The sequence below is a fragment of the Rhizobium sp. PvP014 genome, assembly GCF_017876855.1.
Lineage (GTDB): Bacteria > Pseudomonadota > Alphaproteobacteria > Rhizobiales > Rhizobiaceae > Neorhizobium > Neorhizobium soli.
The window spans coordinates 1344801-1368579 of record NZ_JAGIOT010000002.1 but is presented as its reverse complement, the minus strand read 5'-3'; the positions used below and the strand labels follow the sequence as shown (position 1 = coordinate 1368579).

The window sequence follows — 23779 nt, the reverse complement described above, 5'->3', positions numbered from 1 at the left end:
GACCTCAAGTCCTGCATTAACCATTTCAAAATCTAATTTGTGCTTCAATTTCAGCCTGTTGGGTTCTCCCATTAAGGAAAGTAAACGATTTGTTAACCATTTTGGTGCACCAATAGCCTGGCGATCAGATCTGAGAAAGAATCGTTGGTCGTACAAGTTTGGCGCAAGCGATGTCGCTTAAGCCTAAAGCCCTTTTCCGGGAGTGGTTGATGAACGACATGCATGTGGCTGTATTGATGGGAGGGTTTTCCTCCGAGCGGCCGGTCAGCCTGTCTTCCGGCAACGCCTGTGCTGAGGCTTTGGAAGGCGAGGGTTACAAGGTGACGCGGGTTGATGTCGATCGTGATGTCGCAGCGGTTCTTGCCAGCCTGCGCCCGGATGTCGCCTTCAATGCGCTGCATGGTCCCTTCGGTGAAGATGGCACCATCCAGGGCGTGCTCGAATATCTCGAGATCCCCTATACGCATTCCGGCGTTCTGGCCTCCGCTCTCGCGATGGACAAGCAGCAGGCAAAGCACGTGGCTAAGGCTGCCGGTATTCCTGTTGCTGAAGCCAAGGTCATGGATCGCCATGAATTTACCAATGAGCATCCGATCGCCACGCCTTACGTCGTCAAGCCGGTGCGCGAAGGCTCGTCCTTCGGCGTCGTCATCGTCAAGGAAGGCCAGTCTCACCCGCCGCAGATCATTACCTCGCCGGAATGGAAATACGGCAGCCAGGTGATGGTCGAGCGTTATGTCTATGGCCGCGAGCTGACCTGCGGCGTCATGGGCGACGTGGCGCTGGGTGTGACGGAAGTCATCCCGAACGGTGATGCGTTCTACGACTACGATGCGAAATATGCCGTCGGTGGTTCGAGCCACGTCATTCCCGCACAAATTTCACCAAATATTTACCAAAAAATTCAATCCTTGGCGCTTGAGGCGCATCGGGCAATGGGGTGCCGTGGCGTCAGTCGTTCGGACTTTCGCTTCGACGACCGGTTTTCCGAAGACGGCGAAGTCATCTGGCTCGAAATCAACACCCAGCCCGGGATGACGCCGACCTCGCTTGTGCCTGAGATGGCTGTTCATGCTGGTCATACTTTTGGTGGTCTCGTCCGTTGGATGGTGGAGGACGCGTCGTGTTTGCGTTGAATAGCAAAAAAGCTGACGATCACGGCCGGGCAAACTATCTCGGCGCTGAAGAGCGTCGTGTACTGCCGCGTCCACTGCGCCGCGTCGTCCGCTTCGGCTTGAGCCTTGCGACGGGCCGCATCCATATCCCTGATCATACCGGCACGTTCGCGACTTTCGGTTTCTTCGCGGTTGTCGGCCTCTACGGAATGTCGCTCGGCGGCCATGCCCAGACGGTTGCTCAGGCGACGACAGCGGCCGTCGGTTTCGCCATCGAAGACGTTCGCGTCTCGGGCAATGACCAGACCTCGGAAATCGACATCCTGCAGCTTCTCGGTCTCGACGGAACGACCTCGCTGGTCGCTCTCGACGTCGATCAGGCGCGCCGCAAGCTGTCCGAGCTTCCCTGGGTTCGCTATGCCGAAGTCCGCAAAGTCTATCCGCGCACCATCGAAGTCATGCTCAAGGAGCGCGAAGCTTTCGGGATCTGGCAGAACGGTTCGGATCTCGCTCTGATCGAAAAGAACGGTTCCATCATCGCGCCGCTGCGGGACAGCAAGTTCGCTTCCCTGCCGCTGTTCGTGGGTCGTGAAGCAGACAAGGCCGCATCCGCTTTCGTCGATCAGATGGCTGCGTGGCCGGAGCTTCGCTCGCGGGTGAAGGCCTATGTTCGCGTCGCCGGTCGTCGCTGGGATTTGCACATCGACAACGGCGTTGTACTCAAGCTGCCGGAAACCCAGGTCGAGACCGCGCTCAGCGTGCTGGCTCGTCTGGAAAAGGAAGAACGGATCCTGGAGCGTGACATCGCTGCCGTCGATCTTCGCCTGCACGACCGCACAACCGTTGAACTTACTTCTGCCGCCACCGAACGCCGCAACGAGGCAGTCGAGGCACGCACGAAGGCGTTGAAGAAGGCAGGAGAGACGTGAGTGTATTCGGTTCTTCCAATTACGGGCTTCCGCACATGAAGCCACTGTCTTCCAAGCGCAGCCACATCGTTTCGGTGCTCGACATCGGCTCGACCAAGGTCGTGTGCATGATTGCGCGGCTGACGCCAAAGCAGGAAAGCCAGATCCTGCCGGGTCGGACCCATCATGTCGAGATCATCGGCATCGGCCACCAGCGTTCGCGCGGCGTCAAGTCCGGCGTCATCGGCGATCTCGATGCGGCGGAAAGCGTCGTCCGTCTTGCGGTTGACGCTGCAGAGCGCATGGCCGGCCTCACGGTCGACAGCCTCATCGTCAATGTTTCGGCTGGTCGTCTGACCAGCGACGTCTATACGGCATCGATCGACCTCGGTGGACAGGAAGTCGAATCGGCCGATCTGAAGCGTGTTCTCGTCGCAGCCAGCCAGAAGTCGGCTCGCCAGGACCGCGCAATCCTTCACTCGCTGCCGACCGGCTTCACGCTGGATGGCGAAGTCGGGATCCGCGATCCGCTGGCGATGTACGGCGATATGCTGGGCGTCGATATGCATGTCGTCACCGCCGAGCGCGTGATGCTGCGCAACCTCGAGCTCTGCATCAACCGGGCGCATCTGTCCGTCGAGGGCATGGTGGCAACGCCCTATGCCAGCGGCCTTGCAGCACTTGTCGACGACGAAGTCGAACTGGGTTGTGCGGCGATCGACATGGGCGGCGGCACGACAACAATTTCGGTGTTTGCCGAGGGCAAGCTCGTTCATACGGATGCGATCGGCCTCGGTGGCCATCACGTCACCACTGACCTTGCACGTGGTCTTTCGACCCGGATCGAGGATGCCGAGCGGATGAAGGTCGTGCATGGCTCGGCCGTCTCCAACGGCGCAGACGACCGCGACATGATTTCGGTTCCGCCGATCGGCGAGGACGACCGCGACCAGCCGACCCAGGTTCCGCGCTCGCTCGTGACCCGGATCGTCAAGGCCCGCATCGAAGAAACGCTGGAACTGATTCGTGACCGGATCCAGAAATCCGGTTTCAGCCCGATCGTCGGCAAGCGCGTGGTTCTGACGGGCGGTGCCAGCCAGTTGACCGGCCTGTCGGAGACAGCCCGTCACATTCTGGCCCGCAATGTTCGTATTGGTCGTCCGATGGGCATTTCCGGCTTGCCGGCTGCCGCCAAGGGCCCGGCCTTTTCGACGGCCGTCGGACTGATGATCTACCCGCAGGTCGCGGACCTCGAAACACATGCATCCCAGAGCGGCCTGATCGGCTCGCTCGGAAATGGAAACGGCCGTCTCGCCCGTGTCGGGCAATGGCTCAAGGAAAGTTTTTGACCCGGGCTCTGCTCCCGGATCAGAGAAGTTGCAATGAATTGGCCAGCTCGGCAATGCGGCCACGAGAAGAAGGACAGGTACAATGACGATCAAGCTTCAAAAGCCTGATATTACCGAGCTGAAGCCTCGGATCACCGTTTTCGGCGTCGGCGGCGGCGGCGGCAATGCCGTCAACAACATGATCACCGCAGGGCTGGAAGGCGTCGATTTCGTCGTTGCCAATACCGATGCCCAGGCGCTGACCATGACCAAGGCCGAGCGGATCATCCAGATGGGTGTGCAGGTCACCGAAGGTCTCGGCGCAGGTTCGCAGCCGGAAGTCGGTCGCGCTGCCGCTGAGGAATGCCTCGACGAGATCATCGATCATCTTAACGGAACGCATATGTGCTTCGTCACCGCCGGCATGGGCGGCGGCACCGGCACCGGTGCTGCTCCAGTCGTTGCACAGGCTGCCCGCAACAAGGGTATCCTCACGGTTGGCGTTGTTACCAAGCCGTTCCACTTCGAAGGCGGTCGCCGCATGCGGCTTGCCGAACAGGGCATCCAGGAACTGCAGAAGTCGGTCGACACGCTGATCGTCATTCCGAACCAGAACCTATTCCGCATCGCCAACGACAAGACGACGTTTGCCGACGCCTTCGCCATGGCCGACCAGGTTCTCTATTCGGGCGTTGCCTGCATCACCGACCTGATGGTCAAGGAAGGCCTCATCAACCTCGACTTCGCGGACGTTCGTTCCGTGATGCGCGAAATGGGCCGTGCGATGATGGGCACCGGCGAAGCTTCGGGTTCGGGCCGTGCGATGCAGGCAGCGGAAGCTGCTATCGCCAACCCGCTGCTCGACGAGACTTCGATGAAGGGTGCACAGGGCCTGCTGATCTCCATCACCGGTGGTCGCGACCTCACACTGTTCGAAGTCGACGAAGCGGCAACCCGCATCCGCGAAGAAGTCGATCCGGACGCCAACATCATCCTCGGCGCAACCTTCGACGAAGCGCTGGAAGGCATCATCCGCGTCTCCGTCGTTGCCACCGGCATCGACCGCGCCCATGGCGAAATCGACCTGCGTGCCGCTGAAATGCGCGCAGCCCAGAAGCCGATTATCCGTCCTTCGGCGGCCGTTGCTCCGGCTCCGGCCGCACAGCAGCCTGTCATGATGCAGGCACCGGTTCAGGCCGCAGCGCCTGCGCCAATGGCTCCCAAGGCTGTCGATCCGATCGCCGAGACCATCCGCCAGGCCGAAGCCGACATGGAACGCGAACTGGCTATCCCGCAGCCGGTCATGCAGCAGCCTGCAGCGCCCGCGCCGCAGCCAGTCATGCAGCAGCAGCCGCCGGCCGAAGAGGCATTCCGTCCGCAGAGCCGTCTGTTCGCACAGTCTGCACCGGTTGAAGCCGCTCCGCAGGTTTCGCGCCCGGCTCCGCAGATGACGCAGCAGCCAGCACCACGCATGACACAGCCGGTTCAGCAGGAGCCTGTCTACCGCGAACCCGTCATGGAACCGGTCCGCATGCCGAAGGTCGAGGATTTCCCGCCGGTCGTTAAGGCCGAGATGGATCACCGCACCCAGCCTGCCAGCCATGTGCAGGAAGAGCGCGGCCCGATGGGTCTTCTGAAGCGAATCACCAACTCGCTTGGCCGTCGTGATGAAGAAGAGCATGTCGAACCGGCCGCCGCTCCGGCACCGGCTCAGCAGCAGCGCCGTCCGCTGTCGCCTGAGGCAAGCCTCTACGCACCGCGTCGCGGCAACCTCGACGATCACGGTCGTTCGGTACCGCAGAGCTCGCAGCATGACGACGATCAGCTCGAAATTCCGGCATTCCTTCGCCGTCAGTCGAACTGATTTGTGGGAGCGTCGCAGCGTCAGCGCGCGGCGTTCAACAAATGTCTGCAGAGCCCGGGTCGTTGCACCCGGGCTTTGTGTATCCGGACGCCTGAGGCGTTAAGGATTTTGTCCTGGACCTCCGGAAAAGTTGCCTTAATTCAGGTTGTTACCGGTAGACGTCCGCGTTTGTGCCTTGAGTCCTAACACCGCGTCATTCTGCGGGTTGGTGGCGTAACAATCCGATACGAACAGTGATTTGGAATGTTAAAGACGCCTGCGTATGTAAGACGATAAGTGATGCTGACATGAACGTTTGAGAGGCGTTGTCGCCGGTATCTAACCAAGCTCGATCCCAGACCAGGGGTCTTGAGAGAAGGCATTAGAATGACCATCGGATTGCTCGGTTTCCAGACCACCATCGCGGCCCCGGTTTCTTTGACCGGTATTGGCGTGCATTCGGGGTCTCCGGTCAGCATCACATTCCAGCCTGCTGAAGCCAATTCCGGTATCATCTTCGCGCGTCAGTTTGATGACGGATCTTCTGCCGAATACCGCGCCGTCTCCTCTCAGGTTGGACCGACCGATCTCTGCACTATCCTCGGTTCGTCGCCGGCCACCTGGGTTGCCACGATCGAACACGTGATGGCAGCACTCTACGCGCTCGGGATCGACAACGTGACTGTCGATGTCGATGGCGCCGAAATGCCGATCATGGACGGCAGCTCCTATCCTTTCATTGATGCGATCGAACAGGTCGGCATCGTCAATCTCAATGTGAAGCGTCGCTACATCCGTGTCATCAAGCCGGTCCGAATCGAATCGGGCGCGTCCTGGTCCGAGTTCCGGCCGCATGATGGTACCCGCTTTGAAGTCGAGATCGATTTCGCATCTCCGCTGATCGGCCGTCAGAGCTGGAACGGTGAACTGACCGCAGCGCGGTTCAAGCAGGATCTTTCACGGGCTCGTACATTCGGCTTCATGCGTGACGTCGAGCGCCTTTGGGCTGCTGGCTACGCTCTCGGTTCGTCGCTTGAGAATTCCGTCGTCATTTCCGATGACGAAACGGTCGTGAACGTCGAGGGTCTCCGTTACCAAGACGAATTCGTGCGCCACAAGACGCTGGACGCGGTTGGCGATCTTGCGCTTGCCGGCGCTCAGTTCATTGGCTGCTACCGCTCCTATCGCGGCGGCCACAAGATGAACGCCAATGCGCTGAAAGCTCTGCTCAACGATCCGACGGCTTATGAAATCGTCGAAGCGCCATCGTCGCGGGTTGCGCGCGTGAGGGCCGGAGATTTTGTTCCGGTCAGCGTTAGTGAACTGGCGCCGTCTTTTGCTTGAATAACAACTCCAGTCGACTTGGCCGCTTCCGTTGGAAGCGGCTTTTCTTTTGAATAGCCATGTGTGCTGCGGTCGGTGCCACAAAAATGCGTTAATGGGTGAGCATTGCGTTGCTCTGCCAATACTTTTATGGCTAGAACGACCTGCTTTCGGGCAGCAGGGCAAAACGGGCGGGACATCGGGAATTGTCGAATGGCGTATGCGAAGGCTGTAGAAATGCGTAGAGCGGCAAGGATCGCACTTGTATCGTTGGTGTTTGCGGGTGCCGGTCTCGGCCTTACCGCATGCCAGTCGGACAAAGACATCGACATCACCAAGCTCGGTTTCGAAAGCGAGTCGCCCGAGGCCCTCTACAATCAGGGCCTTGCCAACATGAAGGCGGGCAATATCGTCGAAGCGAGCCGCAAGTTCGACGCCATCGAGAAGCAGAACCCGTTCACCGAATGGGGCCGCAAGGCGCTCGTCATGAGCACGTTCAGCAAGTATCGCATGGGCCGCAACGACGAAGCCATCACCGTCGGTAACCGCTATCTCAACCAGTACCCGCGCTCCGCAGATTCGGCCTACGTGCAGTATCTGGTCGGCCTTGCCTATTCCAAGCAGGTCGCCGACGTCACGCAGGACCAGAAGGCCGCCAACAACACGATCGATGCGATGACCAAGGTCGTCCGTGATTATCCCGATTCGGAATATGTCGAGGATGCGCAGGCCAAGATCCGCTTTGCGCGTGACCAGCTTGCCGGCAAGGAAATGCAGGTCGGGCGATACTATCTCGAGCGCAAGGAATATCTTGCCGCCATCTCGCGCTTCCGCAGGGTCGTCGAGACCTTTTCCAATACCAACCAGGTTGAAGAAGCCCTCGCGCGTCTGACGGAAACCTATTATGCGATGGGCATCGTCGAAGAGGCGCAGACCGCCGCAGCCGTGCTTGGCCGCAACTATCCGGACAGCCAGTGGTACGCAGACTCCTACAAGCTGCTTCAGTCCGGCGGTGTTCAGCCGCGCGAGAACAAGGGCTCGTGGATTGCGCGTGCCGGCGCAAAGCTCGTCGGCGCCTGAGACCTTTCAACCAAGTGCCTGACAGGATAGGCGAGGCCGCATGCTGATCCAGCTTTCGATCCGCGACATCGTTCTGATCGAGAAGCTGGACCTTGCCTTCGAAGCGGGCCTTTCCGTGCTGACCGGCGAGACCGGTGCAGGCAAATCCATCCTTCTCGACAGTCTTTCTCTGGCGCTTGGCGGCCGCGGCGATGGTGGTCTCGTGCGCCATGGCGAGGACAAGGGGCAGGTGACGGCGGTCTTTGACGTGCCGATGAACCATTCCGCCCGCAAGCTTCTGCGCGACAACGGCATAGACGACGACGGCGATCTGATCTTCCGCCGTATCCAGTCGGCCGACGGGCGCACCCGCGCCTCGATCAACGACCAGCCGGTCAGCGTGCAGATGATGCGCCAGGCGGGGCAGGTTCTGGTCGAGATCCACGGCCAGCATGACGATCGCGCGCTGATCGATACCGGCGCCCACCGCACGCTCGTCGATGCGTTTGCAGGCCTCAACGATGAGGTTCTCGCGGTTTCTCACCTCTACAAATCCTGGCGGGATGCCGACCGGAGCCTGAAGACGCATCGCGCCAAGGTGGAGGCCGCCGCACGCGAGGCCGATTACATCAGGGCCTCGGTCGAGGAACTGGAAGCTCTCTCTCCCCGCGACGGCGAGGAGGACGAACTGGCTGAGCAGCGCTCGAAGATGCAGAAGTCCGAGCGCATTGCCGGCGACATTTCGGAAGCATCGGAGTTTCTCAACGGCAACGGGTCGCCTGTGCCGTTGATCGCCTCCATGGTGCGCCGCCTCGAGCGCAAGAGCCACGAGGCGCCAGGCCTGCTGGAAGAGACCGTCGAACTGCTGGATCAGGCGCTCAACCATCTGTCGAACGCACAGATGGAAGTCGAAACGGCGCTTCGCCGGACCGAGTTTGATCCGCGTGAATTGGAACGGGTCGAGGAGCGACTGTTCGCCCTGCGCGCCGCCGGCCGCAAATATTCGGTCGCCGTCGTCGATCTTCCAGCGCTTGCCGAGAAGATGGTGGCTGACCTTGCCGATCTCGATGCGGGCGAGGAACGGTTGGGCGAGCTGGAAAAGCTCGCGGCCGCCGCGAAAGAGGAATTCGATCATGCCGCTCTCGTTCTCTCGGGCAAACGCAAAGCGGGTGCGGAGACGCTGGCGGAAGCGGTGATGCAGGAATTGCCAGCGCTGAAGCTGGAACGGGCCCGCTTCATGGTCGAGGTGACCGCCAATCCGGAGGCTGCGGCAGCCGAGGGTATCGATACGGTCGAATTTCATGTGCAGACCAATCCCGGCACACGCCCCGGGCCGATCATGAAGGTCGCCTCCGGCGGCGAGCTCTCGCGCTTCCTGTTGGCGCTCAAGGTGGCGCTTGCCGATCGCGGCTCGGCACCGACGCTCGTCTTCGACGAAATCGACACCGGTGTCGGTGGTGCGGTGGCGGATGCGATCGGCCAGCGGCTGAAGCGTCTGTCGGGCACCGTGCAGGTGCTCTCGGTCACCCACGCGCCGCAGGTGGCGGCCCGTGCCGCGACGCATCTTCTGATCTCCAAGGGTCCGGCCGGCGACGGTTCCGACAAGATCGCCACGCGGGTGGCGACTATGGCGCCTGAAAACCGCACCGAGGAAATTGCCCGCATGCTGGCCGGCGCTTCGGTAACGGACGAGGCGAGGGCGGCCGCCAGAAGCCTGCTTGCGGGCAACGGCTAAACGGTTATCCGGCAGTCGCGGGAGCGTGCGGGCAGGCTCACCCGGACAGGGCGTAACGCAATCCCGTATCCCGGAACGATGCTGCATCTCGTGGTGTCAAGTCACAGGCGAGATGGGCGCTGCTTCTTCCAATCTTCTCAAATTGCACTAGAAATGCCGTTGAAGATGGAGATTCCCGCATGGCCGCCGACCAGACCCCGACCGAGACCCCTGTTGATGACTTGACCGAACAGGCAGCGGCCGACGAGCTGGAGCGACTGGCGCGTGAACTTTCCCATCACGACGAGCTCTACCACGCCAAGGACGCGCCTGACATTTCCGATGCCGATTACGACGCGCTGAAGAAGCGCAATGCGGCGATCGAAGAGCGTTTCCCGCAGCTGATCCGGGCCGATTCGCCGTCCATCAGGGTTGGTGCAGCACCTCTGCCGACCTTTGCGCAGATCACCCATTCGCGACCCATGCTCTCGCTCGACAACGCCTTCGCCGATGACGACGTGCGCGACTTCGTGAACTCCGTCTACCGCTTCCTCGGTCAGTTGCCGGACGGCTCGATCGCCTTTACGGCTGAACCGAAGATCGACGGGTTGTCGATGTCGATCCGCTACGAGAACGGGATTCTCGTCAATGCCGCGACCCGTGGCGATGGCACGACGGGTGAAAACGTCACGGCCAATATCAAGACGATCAAGGAAATCCCCAGCAAGCTTCCGAAAGGCGTTCCCGCGGTCGTCGAGGTTCGCGGCGAAGTCTATATGGGCAAGAGCGATTTCCTGGCGCTCAATGCTGAGATGGAAGCGAAGGGCAAGCAGCTCTACGTCAATCCGCGCAACACGGCGGCAGGCTCACTGCGCCAGCTCGATGCCAAGGTGACGGCCAGCCGCAAGCTGAAATTCTTCGCCTATGCCTGGGGCGAGATGTCCGAGCCGAACGATCTGCCGAGCACGCAATACGAGATGGTGCAGACCTTCAAGGACTGGGGTTTCCCGGTCAATCCGCTGATGAAGCGGCTGAATTCGCTCGAGGATATTCTCGGCCATTACCGCGAGATCGGCCTTGAGCGTCCCGAACTCGACTACGATATCGACGGTGTCGTCTACAAGGTCGACCGGCTCGATCTGCAGGCGCGCCTTGGTTTCCGCTCGCGCTCGCCACGCTGGGCGACGGCGCATAAATTCCCCGCCGAGCAGGCGTTCACGACGGTCGAGAATATCGACATCCAGGTGGGCCGTACCGGTGCGTTGACACCGGTGGCGCGACTGACCCCGATCACCGTCGGCGGTGTCGTCGTCACCAATGCGACGCTGCATAACGAGGACTATATCAAGGGTATCGGCAATTCCGGCGAGCGGATCCGCGAGGACGATCACGACATCCGCATCGGCGACACCGTGATCGTGCAGCGTGCCGGCGACGTCATCCCGCAGGTTCTCGACGTGGTCATGGAAAAGCGGCCGGCGGATGCCAAGGCCTATGAGTTTCCCAGGAAATGTCCGGTCTGTGGCAGCCATGCGGTGCGCGAGAAGAACGAGAAGACCGGCAAGCTCGATTCGGTCACCCGCTGCACCGGCGGCTTCGTCTGCCGCGCGCAGGCGACCGAACACCTCAAGCATTTCGTGTCGCGCAATGCCTATGACATCGAAGGGCTGGGCGCAAAACAGGTCGACTTCTTCTTTGAGGCGGAAGACCCGGCGCTGCAGATCCGCACTGCGCCCGACATTTTCACGCTGAAGAAACGTCAGGAAACATCGCAACTGCTGAAGCTCGAAAACATCGACGGGTTCGGGAGAATCAGCGTCAGGAAGCTGTTCGACGCGATTGACGAGCGGCGCTCGATCGCGCTCAACCGCTTCATCTACGCCCTCGGCATCCGCCATGTGGGCGAGACGACGGCGAAGCTTCTGGCGCGCCACTACGGCACCTACGAGGCGTTTGCCGAGGCCATGAAGGAAGCGGCCAGTCTCTCCGGGGATGCCTGGGCTGACCTCAACAATATCGAAGGCATCGGCGAGATCGTCGCCCGCGCCATCGTCGAGTTCTTCAAGGAGCCGCGTAACCTCGACGTCGTGACGCGTCTCCTCACCGAGGTGACGCCGCAGGCGGTGGAACAGATCGCGGCCTCGAACAGCCCGGTTGCCGGCAAGACGGTCGTCTTCACCGGCTCTCTGGAGCGCTTTACCCGCGACGAGGCAAAGGCCCGTGCCGAGGGGCTTGGTGCCAAGGTGGCCGGATCCGTTTCCAAGAAGACCGACTATGTCGTTGCCGGCCCCGGCGCCGGTTCCAAGCTCGACAAGGCAAGGGAACTCGGCGTCGAGGTGATGACGGAAGACGAGTGGCTGACGTTTATCGGTGGCTGAGCATCAGGTTTTCAGCCGCGCCATTGCATAGGCGTCGACATAGTGCCCGTCGCGAAAGGCGTCGTCCCTGAGATGCCCTTCGATAACAAAGCCGTAGCGCTCGTAGAGCCTGATGGCGTCGTGGTTGTCGGTGAAGACGTCGAGTTCCAGGCGGTGCAGGTTCAGCCAGTTGTCGGCAAGGTCGATCGCGGCCTTCATCAAGGCCGAGCCGACGCCGCGGCCGACAAAGTCGTCGTGCACGCCCATGCCGATCGTCCCGACATGGCGGCGGCGGCCCTGTAGCGGACCGAGGAAGATGTCGCCGATGATGACACCGTCCATGTCCGCCACAAGCTTCTTTGCGCCGGGTTTTCCAGATATTGGCGTGTCTCAGCCACGGTCTGATACGGCAGTCTCAGCGTGCCGTAGCGATATCCGGGAAGATTGGCAAGGGCCGTGATGGCCGCCGCATCGTCGGGTGTCGACGACCTGATGACGTAACCTCCCAGCCGTTCGGCTCGGGGTAGTTTTTCCTGGATTTCGTCGCTTGATGGCATGATGGCTCTCCTTCAGGTATCACCGAGGCAGAGCGGACCAGCCGAACCCTGCCAGTTTCGGCAGGGTGGTGGACGGATGATCGACTAACGCGCCAAACCCGCCACACGCCCTGCAAGGCGGATGGTCATGGTAAGACGGGTAAGGGCGATAGCGTTCATCATGGATCACATTGGGCCTGACAATGATGTGGAGGTCAAGATGCAGGCGGGGATCCGCTTTGCCGAATCGCTCCATCCGGCATAAAAGTCCGATGACCGAAGATTAGGACGCGACCTTGAAGACCATTGCGATCGATTTCGAAACCGCCAACGAACAGCGAGGCAGCGCCTGCTCGGTGGGCCTCGCGTGGATCGAGGACGGTCGTGTCGTGCGGGTCGAGGAACGGCTGATCCGGCCGCGGGATATGCGGTTTTCGTCCTTCAACATCGCCATTCATGGGATCCGGCCCGACCATGTCGAGGATGCCGGCGAGTTTCCCGAAGTGATGGACGAGTTCATCGACGACTTTCGCGGCGCGACGATGATTGCCCATAATGCCGCATTCGATTTCAGCGTCTGGCGCGCCTGTCTCGACCAGTACCGCCAGTCCTATCCGGAACTGTCCTATCTCTGCAGCGTCAAGATGGCCCAAAAAGTCTGGCCGCATCTGATCTCGCACAAGCTCAATATCCTGGCGCAGCATCTGGGCTTGAGCTTCCTGCACCACGACGCAGCCGAAGACGCGGCGGTCTGCGCCGAAGCCTCGATCGCGATTGCGCGGTCCTTGGAGGTCATGCATATCCACGATATCCCGACCGCGATCGGCATGCGCGCAGGCCGCCTGTTTTCCGGCGGCTACGATGCCTGCACATTGCGCAAGCAGTGATCACTTGTAACCCCGCTGCCGAAGCTTATCTCTGATCACGTATCGTTGACTGGAGATTTTGCCACTATGACCCGTTCGAGCCGCCGCCTTGCCGTTCTCGCGACCGCCGCTATCCTCGGCGGTCTTGCCGTTCCCGCTCTTGCCCAGGTGGTCGGCAAGGTCGGCGTCGACTGGATCGGCAACGACATCATCGTCGAGGCGGTGCAGGACCCGAAGGTGAAGGGTGTCACCTGCCACGTCACGTATTTCGATCGCAGCGTCATCGACAGGCTGAAGAACGGCAAGTGGTTCGAGGACCCGTCCAACAATTCCATCGCCTGCCGCCAGACCGGGCCGATCGAGATTGGTGACATCGAGCTCGACGACGGTGGCGAGGAAGTGTTTCGCCAGGGTCGGTCGCTGATCTGGAAAGACCTTCTGGTCAAGCGGATCTACGACAAGCCGAACGATACGCTGATCTACCTTGCCCATTCGCGACAGGTTGTCGAAGGTTCGGCCAAGATGGCGATCTCCAGCGTGCCGCTGTTCAACCAGCCGGTGACCTGGGAAAAGGGCAAACCCTGATCCGCTTTACGTCCTGACGTAAGAAAACCGGGCTCCTTTCGGAACCCGGTTTCAACTAGGACAGCTCTAAGGCTTACAATCAGGCGGCTTCGCGCGACAGTTCGTCTGCAATGACGGTGTCGAGGTTCAGGAAGCAGACCATGGTCTTTTCCAGGGCAACGATGCCGCGGCAGAAATCGCGCTGGGCTTCCGGAATGATTTCCGGTGCCGGCTGCAGATCTTCGCTTCTGATCGTCATCATGTCGGAGACCTGTTCGACCAGAAGGCCGACCAGCTTGCCGGCGATGTCGGTGACGATGATCGCCGAACGCTCGGATGGTTCGGTCATCTTCATGCCGAGGCGGCAGGCCATGTCGATGACAGGGATCACCGCGCCGCGCAGGTTGATGAGGCCAAGCACGTAAGGCGGAGTATGCGGCATCGGAGTGACCGGCGCCCAACCGCGAATTTCGCGGATCGCCATGATGTCGATGCAGAATTCCTGGTCTCCCAGATGGAAGGAGACGATTTCGAGATAGGCTCCCGACTGCTTGATGGCGTTACTCATGTCGATCATCCTGATGTCGTTTTTTTGAAAGTCTCACGTCCCCGTTAAACTTCCCCTAATCTTTGCCGCCTCAACGCGCTTTTGTTCTATTTCCCAGCTGGTCGACGATGCTATAGTGGGGCATGCAACCGACCGCCCCATCGCTCCGACTTCCGGTTTTTCTGATCGCCGCGCTTGCCGCGATGCTGATCGGCGCCCTGGCTTTTGTTGGGTGGGCGCAGCACGGTTCTTCCATCTTCCTCGCGATGGCCGAGGGAACGCTCTCCTGGTGCATGTGACGGCCACGTATGTGAAAACGCTGTGGTGATTTGCAACAATCGTCGTCTGCGGCTATCAGCGGTCACGATCTCAACTGATGATGCAGCAGGCAAACTACGATGAAGACTTTCAGAATTGTACTTTGGCTCGCCGTCGTCATTCTGGCCGGTGTTCTGGCCTGGCTGACCCTGGAGGTCACGCGCTCGAAGCAGCAGGTGGCCGAAGGGCCGTTCGGTGTCCCGTTCGAACTTGTGGCGCAGGACGGCAGCCCGATCACCGAAGCAGCGTTCCGCGACAAACCGACGGCCGTGTTCTTCGGCTTTACCCATTGCCCGGAAGTCTGCCCGACAACGCTGTTCGAGCTGAACACCTGGCTGCATCAGGTCGATCCCGATGGCACCAAGCTCAACGCTTACTTTGTGAGCGTCGACCCGGAGCGCGATACGCCGGAGCTGATGGGACAGTATGTCTCGAATGTCTCAGACCGTATTCGCGGTATCTCAGGCCCGCCTGCCAAGGTGATGGAGATGGTCAAAGGGTTTCGCGTGCTTGCCCGCAAGGTGGCGGTGGATGAGAAAAACCCTGGCGGCGATTACACGATGGACCATACGGCATCGATTTTCCTCCTGAAGGACGGCGGCCGTTTTGCCGGGACGATCGCTTACGGCGAGGATCCTGCAGCGGCGGCTAAGAAGCTCGAGAACCTGACCAAGGGATAAGTCGCTTGAGGCGGATGCCTTATCTGTGGCAAAGCTTGCCGCGAAGATTATGAAAGGCGACTTCCTTTGAGTGAAATCCGGCTTTACGTGACATCCACCGAAATCGGTTCGGCCGAGATCCTCGACCTCCTGTCGCTGGAGTTCGGCGAAGAGGACGTGGCGATTGCCACGACCGAGGTGGACGAGAAGAAGGATATCTGGGAAGCCTCCGTCTACATGATGGCGGACGACGAGGAGGTCTTCAGAGAACGCATCGCAAAGGCGATCAGCGAGGATTTTCCCGATCTTTCGATTGCGATGGAGGTTATCCCGGATGTCGACTGGATTGCCAAATCGCTCGAAGGGCTCAAGCCTGTCAGGGCAGGGCGGTTTCTGGTTCATGGCTCGCATGACCGCGACAAGGTCAAGATCAACGACATTGCCATAGAGATCGATGCTGGACAGGCGTTCGGGACCGGCCATCATGGGACAACGGCGGGGTGCCTCGAGGTGATCGACACGGTCGTTCGAGCAACCGAGCCGAGAAATGCGCTCGATCTGGGAACGGGCAGCGGCGTTCTGGCGATTGCGGTGCGCAAGTTGCGCAACATCCCGGTTCTGGCAACGGATATCGATCCGGTCGCCGTTCGGGTTGCCAAGGAGAATGTTCGCCGCAACGGCATTGCCAGCGGACTGCGGCTGGAGACGGCACCGGGTTTCCACTCCTCGGCCTTTCGCCAGGACGGTCCGTTCGACCTCATCATCGCCAATATTCTGGCGCGGCCGTTGATCAAGATGGCGCCGCAGCTGGTGACGCATCTGACACCGGGCGGATCGGTGATCCTGTCCGGTATTCTAGCCGAGCAGCGCTGGAAGGTGATTTCCGCTTATGCAGGAGCCCGCTGCCGGCATGTGCGCACGATCTGGCGCAACGGCTGGGTGACCATGCATTTCGTGCGAGGCATGTGACGGGCCATGGGTTGGCCTGTCAGGTTCTGTAGGCTTGCCGGCACACCGAGTTGCGTGCCGGGTATCGCGTCGTCCTCAGATCAAAAGATGTAACGGGTCGCACCCTGGCGCTGAAGTTCTTCGCGCGTCGTGCCGAGGCTCTTCAGCGTCGCATCATCAAGGCCAAGCATTGCGCCGTTGACGTAACGGGAAACCTGACGCTGACGGGCTTCGACCACGCGGTTCATTGCATTGCGGAGAAATGAGTTGGCCATCGTGTTCGTCCTTTTCAAAGTGATGACCCCAGAGGTCATCGAACATTGACGACACCTTAGTTGATAAAAAATGAGGCAGGCAGTGGGTCTGCATCATGTGTGGCATGCGTCGGCTGCATGGATAGGTTCCTGACCCTGACTGCCCTGTCACGTATCTGCATAGGATACTGGCGGCGGCGCGGGGAAATGTTCTAACATGGCGGCCATCAGTCGGAATCAAACCAGCCGGAATTCACTCATGTTTCAATCGTTCGAGACCAAGTCCGCCCCGCAGTTCGGCCGCGAAAGGGTGACTGCCCTGCGCGACGGCTTTGCCGAACTCGGCATCGACGGGTTTCTCGTGCCCCGCGCCGACGAGTATCAGGGCGAGTATGTGCCTGAGTCGGCCGAGCGCCTGTCATGGTTGACCGGCTTTACCGGATCTGCCGGCATGGCGCTCATCACGCAGCGTGAGGCAATCGTCTTCGTTGACGGGCGTTACGTGACGCAACTGGCCGAACAGGTTGACGGAACTGTGTTTTCCGGCGGCGATCTGGTCGGCGAGCCGCCGCATGCCTGGATTGCGAAACATGCGCCGAAAGGGTTCCGCCTCGGCATCGACCCTTGGCTGCATGCCGGTGCGGAAGTGCGCAGGCTGGAAAAGGCGCTTGCGGAGATCGGCGGCACGCTGGTTTCGCTGGCCCATAATCCGCTCGATGCGATCTGGAGCGATCGCCCGGCGGAACCGGTTGGCGCGTTGACCATCCAGAGAGAAGAGTTTGCCGGGAAGCCGGCCGGCGACAAGCTGAGCGAGATCGCGCGGCAGACCGAAGCGAAGGGACTGTCGGCGGTGCTGATCACGGATCCGTCCTCCGTCGCCTGGATCTTCAATGTTCGCGGGGCTGACGTGCCGCACACGCCACACCCGCTGGCACGCGCGATCGTCTTTGCAAATGGCAAGGCAGAACTCTTCATCGATGCGGCAAAGCTCGGGAGCGAAGAGGCGGCTTACCTGGACGCTCTCGCTCTCCGGCGCGACCCTTCCGCGTTCCTAGGCCGTCTTGCCGAGGTCTCCAAAAACGGCGCCCGCATCCTGATTGATCCGGATCTGACACCGCTCGCGCTGACGGCTGCAGTCGTCGCAGCCGGCGGCGAGGTGGTCGAGGGGATCGATCCGGCAAAGCTGCCGCGCGCCTGCAAGAATTCGGCGGAACTCGATGGATCTGCCAAGGCGCATCTGCAGGATGGCGCGGCTGTCGTCGAGTTTCTGTACTGGTTGGATGGCCAGACGCCGGGCTCAATCACCGAGATCGATGCGGTAAAGACGCTGGAAGCGACCCGGGCCCGCGTCGGCCAGAGCATGCAGAACCCGCTGAAGGACGTTTCCTTCGATACGATTTCCGGTGCCGGAGAGCATGCTGCGATCATGCATTACCGGGTGACGTCCGAAAGCAACCGGCAGATCCTGCCCGGCGAACTGTTCCTGATCGATTCGGGCGCGCAGTATGTCAACGGCACGACGGATATCACCCGCACGGTTGCGGTCGGCTCGGTTTCCGAGGATCGCAAGCGCTTCTTCACGCTGGTTCTGAAGGGCATGATCGCCATCAGCATGGCGAAGTTTCCGAAGGGAACGCGCGGCTGCGATCTCGATCCGCTCGCTCGGATCGCGCTGTGGAAGGCGGGGGCTGATTTCGCGCATGGCACGGGACACGGCGTCGGGTCCTATCTCTCCGTGCATGAGGGACCGCAGCGCATTTCGCGGATGTCGACGCAGGAGCTTCTGCCCGGCATGATCCTGTCGAACGAGCCCGGCTATTATCGCCCCGGCGCCTTCGGGATCCGCATCGAAAACCTGATCTTCGTGAAGGATGCGCAGCCCATCGAGGGTGGCGACATGCCGGTTCTGTCGTTCGAGACGCTGACCTGGTGCCCGATCGATCGCCGCCTTGTGGTCCCCTCGCTGATGACCTCGGAAGAACTGCAGTGGCTGAACGACTATCACGCAGAGGTTCGTGAGAAGCTGATGCCGCTGATCGACAAGGATTCGGTCAAGACCTGGCTCGCTGCTGCGACGGCGCCGATCTCCGGATGAGCCGGATTACATCCCAATGCCGAAACCGTGCCGGGCGGCCATGACTGCCGCCCAGCCGACGACGAGGACCATGAGGCCCGGAAAACGCAGTCCGAACACCAGGGCCGCGATCATCGCAATGCGGACGTCCCAGCCGCTGTTGACGAAGGGTGGAGCGACGAGTGTCACCAGAACGGCGGCCGGCACGGCGTTGAGGGCCGATTCCACCCGTGGCGGTATGCGTTTCAGGCTGTTGACAAGGATGTAGCCGCCAAGCCGCGTGGCGTATGTCGCAATTGCGGCCATCAGGATCAGGGCGACGGTCTGGCTATCGACGGAGAAGGCGCTCATGCCGGTTTCCATTACGCAGCCTCCGTTTCAAGGGCCGGGTCTTTCACGTCGTGATCCGAGGCTCCGGGAGGAGGCAGGATGGCCGCGACGACGATCCCGAGCGCTGCCCCCACACTGATATGCCAGGGTGACCCGACGACCCAGTAGGCGACAACCGATCCGACTGCTCCGGCGACGAGGACGGGTAGAAAATTGTGCCGTTTGCGAAAGCCCATCACCAGACCGAGAAAGTAGACGGGCAGGAGGACATCGATGCCGATCGCCTTCGGGTCGCCGATCAGGCTGCCGAACAGCGCGCCGACAATGGTATTGCCGACCCATCCAATCCAGACCACGCCGCCCATGGCGATGTACCAGGCGAAGGTGACCGGGGTCTGTTCTTCACGTTTCTCCGTCTCGGCAAATTGCGGATCGGTCAGCAGGAAAAACGAAAGACAGCGCTTGAGGAGCGGGAAGCGCCCGAGGATCGGCGATACTGCCGCGGAATAGAGGACGTGGCGGAAATTGACGGCGAGCACCGAGAGCACGATCATCCAGGCCGCGACATGGTGGCCGAACAGTTCGATCCCGACCAACTGACTCGCACCGCCGAAGACAAACGCGCTCATCAGCGCCGCTTCCGCCATGCTGAAACCGTTGTCGATGGCGATCGCTCCGAACAGGATGCCGAACGGGGCTGAGGAGAGGACGATGACGAAGCCCTTCTTCAATCCGTTCCTGATCTGGCCGCTTGTGGTGATCGGTTCGCTGAAACTCATGAGTCTTCCGATGCGTGCGCGTGCAATGCTTCGTTTATGCACGTGAGCGCCCGGTGACAATCGAATTGCGTTGATGCGTGTATCGATTTTGCTGAACGATCGGCGGCGCGGAGTGCGTCAGTCCGCGAGAATCTCGCTGCTCTTGATAATGCCGACGCCGTTGGCGCGCATCTCCTCGATGGCAGCCCTGACACCCTCGGGTGTTATGCCGCGGCTCGCATCCTCGATGAAGCGCACTTTGACGTCCGGCAGCATTTCGACAGCGTCCAAGGCTGAAAACTTCACGCAGTAGTCCGTGGCGAGACCGCAAACGTCAAGCTCCGTAATCTGCTGCGCCCGGAGGTAACCGGCAAGGCCGGTAAGGGCGGCCTGGTCGTTGTCGCGAAAGGCGGAATAGCTGTCGACCGCAGGGTTTTCGCCCTTTTGCTGGATATAATCGACTGCGCCGATATCGAGATCCGGGTGGAATTCCGCATCCGCTGTTTCCTGCACGCAGTGATCCGGCCACATGACCTGCGGCTGGCCGGAGAGCTCGCCCATGTCGAATGGTTTCTTGCCCGGATGCTGGGAGGCGAAGCTGCCGTGATTGGCGGGATGCCAGTCCTGCGAGGCGACGATCACGTCGTAACCGCCGTCGGAAATGAGGCTGTTTGCGATCGGCACGATGTCGTCACCGTGGGCAACGGCAAGGTTGCCGCCAGGGCAGAAGCCATTCTGGATGTCGATCAGGAGCAGCGCTTTCATAGATCGTCCTCACGAGTGGTTCTTCCTTGTCACACGAAGATGCCAAGCATGGCGGCATCGATCAAGCCTCTTCTGCGCAACACGATCGTCGCTCCAAATCAATTGTGACGAAACGGTCGGCCTTGGTGGCAGGTTCTGCGGTCATCTGATCTCCGCGTTTTCTAGGATTTCGAAAGATATCTCGATCGCTTTTGCTGACCGATCTGAAATCCCAATCCGGTTTCGAGCCCAATGTTGAAACGTGATTCCTCGTCGGATGCGGACCACGACCCTATCTAGAGGTCATCTTCACGGAGTTTCTCCCATGTCACTGTCGTCTTCGCTAGAAACGCGGGCTGAAGGCCTGCCGCCGATCGGTTTTCCCGGTCTCGGCGCTCTCATCGTGCTTGTTGTCGGCACCGTTGCGCTCGGCCTCGCTTATGGTCCAGCCCAAGGTGCGCTCTTCCTCATCGGAGGCGGGCTTGGCATCGCGCTCTATCACGCGGCCTTCGGGTTCACGTCTGCCTGGCGTGTCTTCATTGCGGAGGGCCGGGGCCGGGGTCTTCGCGTTCAGATGATTCTTCTGGCGCTTGCCGTCATCCTGTTTTTCCCGGCTCTATCCAGTGGCGTGCTGTTCGGCACCGAGGTGCGTGGCAATATTTCGCCGGCCGGTATCGGCGTGATCGTCGGGGCCTTCATGTTCGGCATCGGGATGCAGCTTGGCGGCGGTTGTGCATCCGGCACGCTGTTTACCGCCGGTGGCGGCAATGCGCGCATGCTGGTGACCCTGTTCTTCTTCATCGTCGGTTCGGTTCTCGCCACCATCCACTTCGACTGGTGGGTCAGTCTTCCTTCGCTGCCGCCGACGTCTCTGTTCCAGACCTTCGGGGCATTTGGCGGCATTGCGGTATCGCTTGCCATATTTGCCGCGATCGCAGCGATCACTGTGATCGTCGAGAAGCGGCGCAACGGCGCACTTGAACAGGCACCACCTTCGCCACGGCATGGTCTTGCCCGCTATCTGCGTGGTCCGTGGCCGCTGGTGGCTGGCGCGATTGCACTCGTCATCCTCAATTTCGCGACGCTCGCAATCGCCGGCCGTCCCTGGGGGATCACGTCCGCCTTCGCGCTCTGGGGTGCGAAGGGCGCGCAGGCGATCGGCTTTGATCCGACAGCCTGGGCCTATTGGCAGCAGCCGGGGAATGCTAAGGCTCTGGCCGGAAGCGTGTTTGCCGATGTCACATCCGTCATGGATTTCGGCCTCATCGCGGGCGCCATGCTGGCCGCCGCGCTTGCGGGAAAGTTCGCACCCAGCCTCGACATTCCGCTCCGCTCGATCCTTGCGGCCGTCGTCGGCGGTCTGCTGCTCGGCTACGGTGCGCGAATCGCCTATGGCTGCAATATCGGAGCCTATTTCTCCGGCATCGCGTCCGGCAGCCTGCATGGTTATCTCTGGGCAGTCGCGGCGTTTGCCGGAAATGTGCTGGGTGTGAAATTGCGGCCCTTCTTCTTCATGGAAGGTCGGTCCATTCGCCGGGCCGACGGTTGAGCCGTTCACCGGATCCCTTCAAAACTCCACGATCCATGGGCGTCTCCACAGAGGCGCCCATTTTCGCATGTGGGTTCAGACAGAGTGTCGCCACACTTTGGCTCTGGCTTGCCGCATCTTACCCCCTCAAAATTGCGGGTGCGATTTCGTACCTCAAATGTCGCACCAGTTAAAAACCGGTGTAAGCCTTGAGTTTGTTAACTTTTGTCGCTAAACAGCAACAGTCGACGAGCTAGACACCGGACTTGCGGGCAGGGTCGAACACCCCTTTGCCGCATTTCTGCTTAACTTCCGGCGGTATGCGCTTTTAAGTGCACCACCGAAACCAAATCGGGGCGGCGTAAAGACATTGGTTACCATAATCGTTCATTCTCATATGCAGTCGATTGGCGGCGATGAGCAGATCCTGTCTGCTTTCTCAGTCCGCTTTGATCTTGCGGGCAAGACTGCGAAAGCGGTTCTTGCCGGTGTGAGTAACGGTTCGGGTAACGAGTAATGGCGCGTCAGTTGGAATCCAAAGCTTCGAAGCAGAACGGTCGCAAAGCGGCATCGAAAGCATCCTCGGCGCAGGCGCGCCGCAAGAAGTCCCGCTCACTCATGACGAATATGGCGCTTGGCGTCGGCTTTACCGTAGCGGCGCTGGTTGGTGCCTCGATGGTCACGGTCGCGACCTCAGTCAAGTCTGCCCCCAGCATCAGGTTCGAAACGGCCCTGCTTGCGCCACCAACGGCGCGCGAGCATCTAGTGGCTGCATCGGCGCGCACTGCGGACCGCAATCTCGATATTTCGAAATTCTCCCGCCTTCCAGGCAGCGCGCCGGCCGAGCCGAAGCGCGGTCGTCTGGAAGGAGCGCAGCTTGCTGCTCTCTCTTCCCAGCGTCCTGATGACGCAAGCGTTCGTCAGTCGATGCATCTCGCGATGGCAAAGGCTGCCCGTCACGCCGAAACCGAACAGCAGTTTGCGGCCCTTGGCAAGCTGCGGCCCGGCTCCGACCAGATCAAGTCCGCCCTCGGTTCTGCCATGGAAAGTCTTGTGGTCGTAGCGCCACGCGGTAGCGAAGCTCTGGGCGCAATGCCCGACATTCTCCAGGAAGTTCAGCCGGCGACAGAGGTGGCGGAACTCGACACGATGAAGCCGGTGGAACTGGCGTCGCTCGAAAGCGATCTGCCGGAAAGCATGTCGGAGGATACGGTGGCGATTGCCGAACAGGCGACGCCGCTGCCTTCACCTGCGCCGACATCTTTCGCCCAGGCGCTGCCTAAAGCCGGACCACTGCCGGTCCTGCGTCCCGGTGCGGCCACCACCAGCGCTTCCATGGCCGTCGCTTCCGTCAAGCCTGAAAAGCCGAATGCACTTGCCGCAATCGCAGCCGTCGCACCCCAAAAGCCTGGCCGTGGCGACAACGATAACGACAAGCCAACCGTGCTTGCCTTTGCCAAGCCGAACAACCCGATGCGCGAAGAGCCTCTCGCGCCGTCGCAGGGTTCGCCGAAGTGGCCGGGCATTGGCACCAAGGTTGCGATCTACGACATCACCAACGGCGTCGTCATCATGCCGAATGGCAGCAAGCTCGAAGCCCATTCCGGCATCGGCAGCATGCGCGATAACCCGAAGTTCACGCATGTGAAGATGCGCGGCCCGACACCTCCGGGCACCTACAAGCTCTCGATGCGCGAATCGCTGTTCCACGGCGTTGCGGCAATCCGACTGACACCGACCGATGGCAAGGCGCCGCAGGGCCGCACGGGTCTTCTCGCTCACAGCTTCCTGCTTCGCGTTCGCGGCGACAGCCATGGTTGCGTGGCCTTCGCCGACTACGACAAGTTCCTGAAGGCCTTCCAGCGCGGCGAGATCACCCACATGATCATCGTGCCGAAGTGGGATGGCAAGCGCCCCGGCGCCGGCCCAAGCGGCGGCGGCATCATGGCAAAGCTGTTCGGCAACAAGGACGCCTGATCAAACTCAAAACAAACGGAGCCTTTTAG

General features: G+C 60.7%; 22 protein-coding genes. 16 read left to right on the top strand and 6 right to left on the bottom strand.

All coding sequences use genetic code 11. The features are described from left to right. The first annotated feature begins 209 nt into the window (after nt 1-209). From J3A65_RS11245 to ligA, 8 genes are all read left to right on the top strand, one after another. On the top strand, nt 210-1136 hold the full coding sequence (locus J3A65_RS11245; RefSeq protein WP_062456188.1) for a D-alanine--D-alanine ligase: 927 nt from the start codon (nt 210-212) through the stop codon (nt 1134-1136). Continuing rightward, nucleotides 1124-2044, top strand: a complete 921-nt coding sequence (locus tag J3A65_RS11240; RefSeq protein WP_062456190.1) for a cell division protein FtsQ/DivIB — start codon at nt 1124-1126, stop codon at nt 2042-2044. Before J3A65_RS11245 ends, J3A65_RS11240 begins: the two co-directional genes overlap by 13 nt. Further along, a complete protein-coding gene (gene ftsA / locus J3A65_RS11235; protein WP_062581091.1) occupies nt 2041-3372 on the top strand; it encodes a cell division protein FtsA in 1332 nt (443 codons plus the stop codon). The genes J3A65_RS11240 and ftsA overlap by 4 nt, the downstream gene beginning before the upstream one ends. A gap of 82 nt (nt 3373-3454) precedes the next feature. Beyond that, the gene (ftsZ, locus tag J3A65_RS11230) at nt 3455-5215 is read left to right on the top strand and encodes a cell division protein FtsZ (protein WP_209901252.1); all 1761 of its coding nucleotides are present in this window, start codon (nt 3455-3457) and stop codon (nt 5213-5215) included. 366 nt (nt 5216-5581) lie between these two features. After that, a complete protein-coding gene (lpxC, locus tag J3A65_RS11225) occupies nt 5582-6538 on the top strand; it encodes a UDP-3-O-acyl-N-acetylglucosamine deacetylase (protein ID WP_092660624.1) in 957 nt (318 codons plus the stop codon). A gap of 192 nt (nt 6539-6730) precedes the next feature. After that, nucleotides 6731-7597: an outer membrane protein assembly factor BamD gene (locus J3A65_RS11220; RefSeq protein ID WP_062456202.1), complete on the top strand. Its 867-nt coding sequence runs from the start codon at nt 6731-6733 to the stop codon at nt 7595-7597. Between the two features lie 40 nt (nt 7598-7637). Next, entirely contained in the window at nt 7638-9311 is a 1674-nt protein-coding gene (gene recN / locus J3A65_RS11215; RefSeq protein ID WP_209901249.1) for a DNA repair protein RecN, read from the top strand. 179 nt (nt 9312-9490) lie between these two features. Continuing rightward, nucleotides 9491-11668 (top strand): NAD-dependent DNA ligase LigA, encoded by a 2178-nt coding sequence (ligA, locus tag J3A65_RS11210; RefSeq protein ID WP_209901247.1) that lies wholly within the window; start codon nt 9491-9493, stop codon nt 11666-11668. Between the two features lie 3 nt (nt 11669-11671). On the opposite strand, the gene J3A65_RS23555 is transcribed toward ligA, so the two are convergent. Beyond that, nucleotides 11672-11989 (bottom strand): GNAT family N-acetyltransferase, encoded by a 318-nt coding sequence (locus J3A65_RS23555; RefSeq protein ID WP_348635214.1) that lies wholly within the window; start codon nt 11987-11989, stop codon nt 11672-11674. A 490-nt stretch (nt 11990-12479) separates the two neighbouring features. Between J3A65_RS23555 and J3A65_RS11200 the strand changes: the two genes are divergently transcribed. Further along, a complete protein-coding gene (locus tag J3A65_RS11200; RefSeq protein ID WP_209901246.1) occupies nt 12480-13070 on the top strand; it encodes a 3'-5' exonuclease in 591 nt (196 codons plus the stop codon). A 66-nt stretch (nt 13071-13136) separates the two neighbouring features. Next, nucleotides 13137-13634, top strand: a complete 498-nt coding sequence (locus tag J3A65_RS11195) for a CreA family protein (protein WP_209901245.1) — start codon at nt 13137-13139, stop codon at nt 13632-13634. Nucleotides 13635-13713: 79 nt separating this feature from the next. Here J3A65_RS11195 and J3A65_RS11190 read toward each other — a convergent pair whose 3' ends face one another. Then, nucleotides 13714-14181, bottom strand: a complete 468-nt coding sequence (locus J3A65_RS11190; protein WP_062457968.1) for a chemotaxis protein CheW — start codon at nt 14179-14181, stop codon at nt 13714-13716. A gap of 122 nt (nt 14182-14303) precedes the next feature. Here J3A65_RS11190 and J3A65_RS11185 point away from each other — a divergent pair, with 122 nt between their 5' ends. From J3A65_RS11185 to J3A65_RS11175, 3 genes are all read left to right on the top strand, one after another. Continuing rightward, nucleotides 14304-14459, top strand: a complete 156-nt coding sequence (locus J3A65_RS11185) for a hypothetical protein (RefSeq protein ID WP_209901244.1) — start codon at nt 14304-14306, stop codon at nt 14457-14459. Between the two features lie 99 nt (nt 14460-14558). Beyond that, on the top strand, nt 14559-15158 hold the full coding sequence (locus J3A65_RS11180) for an SCO family protein (protein WP_209901243.1): 600 nt from the start codon (nt 14559-14561) through the stop codon (nt 15156-15158). A 66-nt stretch (nt 15159-15224) separates the two neighbouring features. Next, nucleotides 15225-16106 carry a 50S ribosomal protein L11 methyltransferase gene (locus tag J3A65_RS11175; RefSeq protein ID WP_062456224.1) on the top strand — a complete coding sequence of 294 codons (882 nt, stop codon included), beginning with the start codon at nt 15225-15227 and terminating at the stop codon, nt 16104-16106. A gap of 80 nt (nt 16107-16186) precedes the next feature. Here J3A65_RS11175 and J3A65_RS11170 read toward each other — a convergent pair whose 3' ends face one another. Further along, complete coding sequence (locus tag J3A65_RS11170; protein ID WP_062456227.1) at nt 16187-16360, bottom strand: hypothetical protein; 174 nt, start codon at nt 16358-16360, stop codon at nt 16187-16189. Between the two features lie 238 nt (nt 16361-16598). Between J3A65_RS11170 and J3A65_RS11165 the strand changes: the two genes are divergently transcribed. Then, nucleotides 16599-18434 carry an aminopeptidase P family protein gene (locus tag J3A65_RS11165; RefSeq protein WP_209901242.1) on the top strand — a complete coding sequence of 612 codons (1836 nt, stop codon included), beginning with the start codon at nt 16599-16601 and terminating at the stop codon, nt 18432-18434. Between the two features lie 6 nt (nt 18435-18440). On the opposite strand, the gene J3A65_RS11160 is transcribed toward J3A65_RS11165, so the two are convergent. The 3 genes from J3A65_RS11160 to pncA all read right to left on the bottom strand — a co-directional run bounded on the left by J3A65_RS11160 (nt 18441) and on the right by pncA (nt 20266). Then, on the bottom strand, nt 18441-18764 hold the full coding sequence (locus tag J3A65_RS11160) for an AzlD family protein (protein ID WP_209901241.1): 324 nt from the start codon (nt 18762-18764) through the stop codon (nt 18441-18443). A gap of 11 nt (nt 18765-18775) precedes the next feature. Beyond that, nucleotides 18776-19522: an AzlC family ABC transporter permease gene (locus J3A65_RS11155; RefSeq protein ID WP_174196527.1), complete on the bottom strand. Its 747-nt coding sequence runs from the start codon at nt 19520-19522 to the stop codon at nt 18776-18778. Nucleotides 19523-19639: 117 nt separating this feature from the next. Next, nucleotides 19640-20266, bottom strand: a complete 627-nt coding sequence (gene pncA, locus J3A65_RS11150) for a bifunctional nicotinamidase/pyrazinamidase (RefSeq protein WP_209901240.1) — start codon at nt 20264-20266, stop codon at nt 19640-19642. A gap of 304 nt (nt 20267-20570) precedes the next feature. On the opposite strand from pncA, the gene J3A65_RS11145 reads away from it, so the two are divergent. Together J3A65_RS11145 and J3A65_RS11140 are read left to right on the top strand one after the other, a co-directional pair. Beyond that, entirely contained in the window at nt 20571-21794 is a 1224-nt protein-coding gene (locus tag J3A65_RS11145) for a YeeE/YedE family protein (RefSeq protein ID WP_192077018.1), read from the top strand. Nucleotides 21795-22301: 507 nt separating this feature from the next. Beyond that, nucleotides 22302-23750 (top strand): DUF2778 domain-containing protein, encoded by a 1449-nt coding sequence (locus tag J3A65_RS11140; RefSeq protein ID WP_245341518.1) that lies wholly within the window; start codon nt 22302-22304, stop codon nt 23748-23750. Nucleotides 23751-23779: the final 29 nt, after the last annotated feature.